This window comes from Glycomyces xiaoerkulensis, from assembly GCF_002798405.1.
GTDB classification, from domain to species: Bacteria; Actinomycetota; Actinomycetes; order Mycobacteriales; family Micromonosporaceae; genus Glycomyces; species Glycomyces xiaoerkulensis.
In genome coordinates this window covers 1-4,596 of sequence record NZ_PGGV01000019.1, presented here as the reverse complement: position 1 = coordinate 4,596, position 4,596 = coordinate 1, and the positions used below count along the sequence as shown (strand labels likewise).

At 62.3% G+C, this 4,596-nt stretch carries 2 protein-coding genes and 1 pseudogene; 2 read left to right on the top strand and 1 reads right to left on the bottom strand.

Annotation, left to right across the window (positions count from 1 at the left end; all coding sequences use genetic code 11):
* Positions 1 to 128 precede the first annotated feature (128 nt).
* Complete coding sequence (locus CUT39_RS08255; RefSeq protein WP_456298044.1) at positions 129 to 1,394, top strand: IS701 family transposase; 1,266 nt, start codon at positions 129 to 131, stop codon at positions 1,392 to 1,394.
* 1,412 nt (positions 1,395 to 2,806) lie between these two features.
* Here the strand turns inward: CUT39_RS08255 and CUT39_RS08250 are convergent.
* A complete protein-coding gene (locus CUT39_RS08250; RefSeq protein ID WP_100445502.1) occupies positions 2,807 to 3,580 on the bottom strand; it encodes a transposase family protein in 774 nt (257 codons plus the stop codon).
* A gap of 233 nt (positions 3,581 to 3,813) precedes the next feature.
* On the opposite strand from CUT39_RS08250, the pseudogene CUT39_RS08245 reads away from it, so the two are divergent.
* Positions 3,814 to 4,586, top strand: a pseudogene (locus CUT39_RS08245) (transposase family protein).
* The last annotated feature ends 10 nt before the right edge of the window (positions 4,587 to 4,596 follow it).

The window sequence follows — 4,596 nt, the reverse complement described above, 5'->3', positions numbered from 1 at the left end:
TTAGTACTCCAGTGAGAGTTCAGGTTGTGAGCTGCGGGGATGCCGTCGCTGGGCGCGGGACGGCCGCCGTGATCATTGTTGTTGTGAGGCAACTGAAGAGCACGACGGCCGCTTTGGCGAGTGTAGACGTGGGCCGCTGGCGGTCTGACCTGGACGCGCTGTGGGCGCGCCTGGCTTCGGCGTTCCGGCGGATCGAGACCAGGCAGAACGCGAAGCGCCTGACGCAGGCGATGATGGCGCATCTGGAACGGCGCAACTGCTGGACCCTGGCCGAGCATGCAGGCGAGGCCGGGCCCTGGCGGTTCCAGCACCTCCTCTCCCGTGCGAGCTGGGACGATGCACAGGTCCGGTCCGAGATCCGCGCCTGGGCGTCCGAGCAGCTGAGCACCGGAGCGGGCCTGCGGGTCCTGGCCGTGGACGAAACCGGCGATGTCAAGAAAGGCGATCGGACGGTTGGGGTGCAGCGGCAGTACTCGGGGACGGCGGGCCGGATCGAGAACTGCCAGTTGGGGGTCTACCTCACCCTGGCGACCGCGGCCGGGCACGCGCCGGTCGATGTCCGCCTCTACCTGCCGAAGTCCTGGACCGACGATCCCGGGCGGTGTGCGGCGGCGGGTGTGCCCGAACAGGTCGGCTTCGCCACCAAGCCCGAACTGGCCGGCGATATGATCGAGGCCGCGCTCGATGCCGGAATCGGCGCCGACTTCGCTGTCGGCGACGAGGCCTACGGCGTCAACCCCGACCTGCGCGCCCGGCTCGAAGCCCGCGGCCTGCCCTATGTCCTGGCCGTCGCCTGCACTACCCCGGTCGCTGTCGAAGCGGGTAAGACCACCGCCGCCGAAGCCATCGAACAGGCAGGAGTCGCCTGGCAGCCCCGATCGGCCGGAGACGGCGCGAAGGGCCTGCGGTGTTATGACTGGGCCTGGATCGATCTCGTACCCGAACGCGGCGGGCACGCGCATCTGCTGGCCCGCCGGAACCGGCGCACCGGCGAACTCGCCTACTACCTGGCCTGGACCCTCACAGCAGTCCCGCTCCAGACACTGGTCACGGTCGCCGGGATGCGCTGGAGGATCGAGGAGACCTTCCAGGGCGCCAAGGAACTCGCCGGACTCGATGAGCACCAAGTCCGGACCTGGACCTCGTGGCACCGGTGGGTCACCCTCGCGATGCTCGCCTACGCCTTCCTCGCCGCGACCCGCGCCCGCGAATCCGACCCGGACGAGTCCGACATGATCCCGTTGACCTGCAACGAAATCCGCCACCTGATAGTCAGTGCAGCCGCGCCCGACCTCAACTGGCAACACCGGCTCCGCTGGTCGACCTGGCGACGCCGCCACCAAGCCACCGCGAAACAGCTCCACTACCAGCGACAACTCACCCTCGCCGCATGAAACCCGAACCTACAACTGGAGTATTAGATTCACCGGCTTCGAATCGTAACTGGTAAAGTGGTCGAGAGCCTTCCTGATATCGTCAAGGACCTATGCGATTGGGGGTAGCCTTCACCTGTGGTCGCTTCAGCAGGTGCGGCACCGGTCGCGTACGAGTCTGGCATCGGTGCGGCAGCGGTCTATTGCGGTTGGTCGGGATACGCGTCGACTGGCCCACCCCAAAACGGAGCCACGGAGGCATCCATGCAAAGGGTTCCCCCGGCCCAGAGGAGGTCGGGGTCGTGCGCAGGGACTGCTGGGCTCCTCACGATGCCTCCTGCTGGTCCAGTTCCGGCTTCGTCCCTCCGTGCAGCACTGCTGGCCACAGAACACCTATAATGATATGTTTCAATATGACCGGCCTATCTTAGCGAATGTCGAACAATCACCCGATCGGAGTCGAATGCTGACAAATGCTGCAGATGAGTTTCGGGAGAAGCTTGCGTATCGGGACCTGATCTGGGGCATTCGCTGTATAATCTTCTCTCCGGTCGCTATCGTACAGCTTATGATTCTGGACTCCAATGACCCAATGCCACTTGGAGGTTGGATCTTCCTCCTCGGTTCCTACTATGTAGCGTCGATTGTCTGGTGGTTGAAGGGCGTCAGGGGCCTTCGCAGATATGAAAAACGGAGCTTCGAAGGAGGTGAGTTCGGTGAAAATCGTAGGGAGTTCAGAATTGTGATCGCTCGAATGGTGGCGAAGGATACGGTGAACCCACGATTCTGGAGGTAGGAGTGCATAGTTGAGCATCCGAACCGAGAGACTCGTCTTAAAGCGAGTTCCCTCGGATTACGGCCCCGAGGTTCGGTACTGGATGCACTGATCGAGTCGGTGGGATCAGTGGAGCGGCTCAGTCGACGATCGATCTAAGAATTGATAGTCGGTATCCTGTTCATGATCCTTGTTGGAGAAGTGAAGGTTTGCTTCGAATGCCTAGTATTGGATTATAACAAATGAAACAAGTAGAAAGCTTTCGAAAGACACGGTATCACTGGCAAATTGCCTGGGCGTTTCGTATAATACTCTTCTCTCCTGCCTGGATGTCTCCTATAATCCTTGGAGAATCCTGGTTCGGAGGAGATTTGAGCATTCTATCCAGTACCGTGTTGATCGCAATCGTGATCTATTGCGTTTTCCTTTTCAATGGAATATGGGGCATTTCTCGGCATGTCGCCGATGCGGACTTCGATGGCGCAGATAGATGGGAGCTGGACTCGATCAGGAAAGCGATGTGGTTCTCAGCGCTGCGGAGGTCCGTATTCAGGAAATGCTAATTTCCTGCTCGGTCGCCATTCTTCCGTGCTCGTGTGGATCGAATATGTTGTTGCAATGAAACGGAGTTGAAGGTGGAACCTAGAATGAGGTCTTCTCATCCTGACTGGCGTTCTTGATGGTTGAGAGTGGCGATGGCTCGGGCGATCTGGGTGGCTCTGTGGGGATCGCAGCGGAGTTTTCCCAGCACATTCCACTTCTTGAGTTCGGCGAAGACGCGCTCGCCAGGGCCGCGGAGCCGGGCATGCAGCCGGTTGTGCGCCTTCTGATATTCAGGTTTGCCCCTGCCCTTGTAGGGCGTGACCACGAGCTCATGGTCCAGTCCTTGATAACCCTTGTCGCCCAGAGCGAAGAGGCCGTACTCGCGCAGCAGCCGGGGTATTTGCCAGATCCGGGCCGCCGCGGTGTCGTGGATCGAGCCGCGGATCGCGCCCGAGACCCACAACAAGTGCCCGTCCGGATCGGTGATCGCTTGGAGATTCATGCCGTGGGATCGGTGTTTGACCTGATAGTAGGGCCGGTCGGCGGTGAGGCGGTCGGTGCGGATGAGGGTGCCGTCGACGATTACGAAGCCTCGCCCCGACCGTTTGGCCTTGCGCAGTCCGGACCGGAGCCTCGGCGCCTGCGCGGCCGGCAGGTCGATCGCCTCGTGGACGCGACGGGCGGCCGTGGCGCGGGAGATGCCGAACCCGGGCGCGAGGGCCTCGTAGGTGTGGCCATGGTGCAGGTAGGCAAGTGTCAGTAGTGCCTGCTGGCCGGCATCGATGGTCCGCCAGCGGGAACGGATCGATCTGCGGTGGGCACGGATGAGGCCGGCGGTGTAGTTCAAGGTCCGCGTCGACAGCGGCAGCGCTGCCTGGTACAACAACATCGAGGGGCTCCTGGGAGACAACGAGTTTGGTCGCTAGTTGTTGTACCAGGAGCTTCTTCGTTGCCCTGCAACGGAACTCATCCACGATGAGAATGGCTTAATGCGACAGAGCGTTTCGGCCTTGGTCACGGAACTACGTGGATCTATGAGAGCATTGCTGCTCCACGTTGGCAGTCTCTCCTTGTCGGGAGGGACGACGGTCGGATTGATATTTCGGCCTCCCAGGAGCCCTCGTGTTGTTCTACCCTGCCGCACTGTCGCTGTCCACCGCGACCCTCAACCGAGTAGCCGGCCTCATCCGGGCCCACCGCAAGGCCATCGGCTCGCACTGGCGCGCCCTCGATCCCGGCACCCAAGCCCTGCTCACGCTCGCCTACCTGCGCAAGGGCGAGACACTGCGCGATCTCGCGGCCGGCTTCGGCATCTGGGCCGCCACCGCGTGGCGACGTACCCGCGAGACCATCGGACTGCTCGCCGCCCTGGCCCCGGGCATCCGCGACGCCCTGCGCCACGCCAATCGGTCGGGCGCAGCCTTCGTGATGCTCGACGGCACCCTGGTCCGGATCGACCGCAACCGAATCGACCGGCCCTGCTACTCCGGCAAGCACCAGCGACATGGAATGAACCTCAGGCCATCGCCGATGCGCGCGGGAACCTGCTGTGGATCTCCGGTGCGATCCGCGGCTCGATCCACGACACCAAAGCCGCCTGGATCTGGCGAATCCCCTGGCTGCTGGCCGAGCACGATTTGTTCGCCCTGGGCGACAGAGGCTATGACGGTCTCGACCACGATTTGGTGGTCACGCCGATCAAAGGCAAGAACAAGCCCGCGTGGCAAACGGAGTACCACCGGCTCCACGCCCGGCTCCGCGGCCCCGGCGAGCGCATGTTCGCCCAGCTCAAGACCTGGTCGATTCTCGACCAGATCCGCTGCGACCCGCACCAGGTTACCCAGATCGCCAAAGCCGTCCAGGTCCTCAACAGCTACGAACACCACTCAGCTTGAAACAGACTCA